This is a genomic window from Streptomyces ossamyceticus (genome assembly GCF_001418475.1).
Taxonomy (GTDB): domain Bacteria; phylum Actinomycetota; class Actinomycetes; order Streptomycetales; family Streptomycetaceae; genus Streptomyces; species Streptomyces ossamyceticus.
In genome coordinates this window covers 1-1,471 of record NZ_LIQX01000970.1, presented here as the reverse complement: position 1 = coordinate 1,471, position 1,471 = coordinate 1, and the positions used below count along the sequence as shown (strand labels likewise).

Sequence of the window (1,471 nt, the reverse complement as noted above, 5' to 3'; positions counted from 1 at the left end):
GCCCCAGCGACCCCTCCCGCTCGATGTACCCCCGCGCGTCCAGCCCTCTTGGGGCCCCTCTCGCAGCCATACGACCACTGTGCCTCCAGGGGCGGAGCGAGGCAGGTCGTCGAGGGCGTGGCGAGGGCACGGAAAACCGCCGGGGCCCGNNAGTGACCAGTGACCAGTGACCGGTGACCGGTGACCGGTGACCGGTGACGGGCTACGGGTGCCGATCGCCGACGACGGGTGTCGGCGAAGGTCAGCGCGACCGCTTCGCCAGCCGCTCCACGTCCAGCAGGATCACCGCGCGGGCCTCCAGTCGCAGCCAGCCACGCTGCGCGAAGTCGGCGAGCGCCTTGTTGACGGTCTCGCGGGACGCCCCGACGAGCTGCGCCAACTCCTCCTGCGTGAGGTCGTGCACCACGTGGATGCCTTCCTCGGACTGCACACCGAACCTCCGGGAGAGGTCCAGCAGCGCACGGGCGACACGGCCCGGGACGTCCGAGAACACCAGGTCGGACATCTGGTCGTTGGTCTTCCGCAGCCTCCGCGCGACGGCGCGCAGCAGCGCGGCGGCCACCTCGGGCCGCGCGTTCAGCCACGGCTGGAGGTCGCCGTGGCCGAGGCCGAGCAGCTTGACCTCGGTCAGCGCGGTGGCGGTGGCCGTCCGCGGACCCGGGTCGAACAGCGACAGCTCGCCGATCAGCTCACCGGGGCCGAGCACGGCGAGCATGTTCTCGCGGCCGTCGGGCGACGCGCGGTGCAGCTTGACCTTGCCCTCGGTGACCACGTAAAGGCGGTCCCCGGGGTCGCCCTCGTGGAAGAGAGCGTCACCGCGCGCGAGGGTCACCTCACTCATGGAGGCGCGGAGCTCCGCGGCCTGCTCGTCATCGAGCGCCGCGAAGAGCGGGGCGCGCCGCAGAACGTCGTCCACGAGTTCTCTCCTTGTCGACCTGCTCAGGGGATCTTGCTCCCCGTAGTACCAGGGGACCGTGTTCCCCGTTTAGCGGGACTTTCCAAACAGTGTGATCTGTCACAAGGATGCCGCACACATGTCCCGAGGTAAGCGTCAGGGGTCCAATTGGGGGCCGATCTTCAGGGCCCGGGGCGGATGTCGGTGCCGGGCTTTAGGCTGGCCGAGTGTCCAAATCGCCGGTGAGAGCACAGGCCAAGGGGGCTGGACGGGTGGTTGTACGTCGCGATTCCGCTGTGGGCGAACAGGGCCCCTCGGGAGCGAAGAAAACGGCAAAGAAGACGAACGCGTCGGCGCCCCGGGCGGCGGCGGAGCGCACGCCTCCGGGGCCGGAGCCCGCCACCGAGTCTGCGACGGCCGCCGGGGAGTCGGCGCCCGCCACCGGGAAGTCGGCGCCCGCCCGCAGAGCGGCCAAGGCCGCCGCGTCTCCGAAGTCGCCCGAGCCCGCCGCATCCCCCAAGCCCGCCAAGCCCGCCAAGCGTGCCAAGACCGCCAAGCGTGCCAAGACCGCCAAGC

1 protein-coding gene and 1 pseudogene are annotated in these 1,471 nt (G+C 71.1%); one reads left to right on the top strand and one right to left on the bottom strand.

Annotated elements, in window-relative coordinates; all coding sequences use genetic code 11:
* Window positions 1-241: 241 nt before the first annotated feature.
* Window positions 242-916, bottom strand: coding sequence for a Crp/Fnr family transcriptional regulator (locus AOK15_RS41115; RefSeq protein ID WP_005476003.1), 675 nt, complete (start codon window positions 914-916; stop codon window positions 242-244).
* A gap of 275 nt (window positions 917-1,191) precedes the next feature.
* Here AOK15_RS41115 and AOK15_RS46335 point away from each other — a divergent pair.
* A pseudogene (locus AOK15_RS46335) lies at window positions 1,192-1,471 on the top strand (DEAD/DEAH box helicase); the annotation flags it as partial.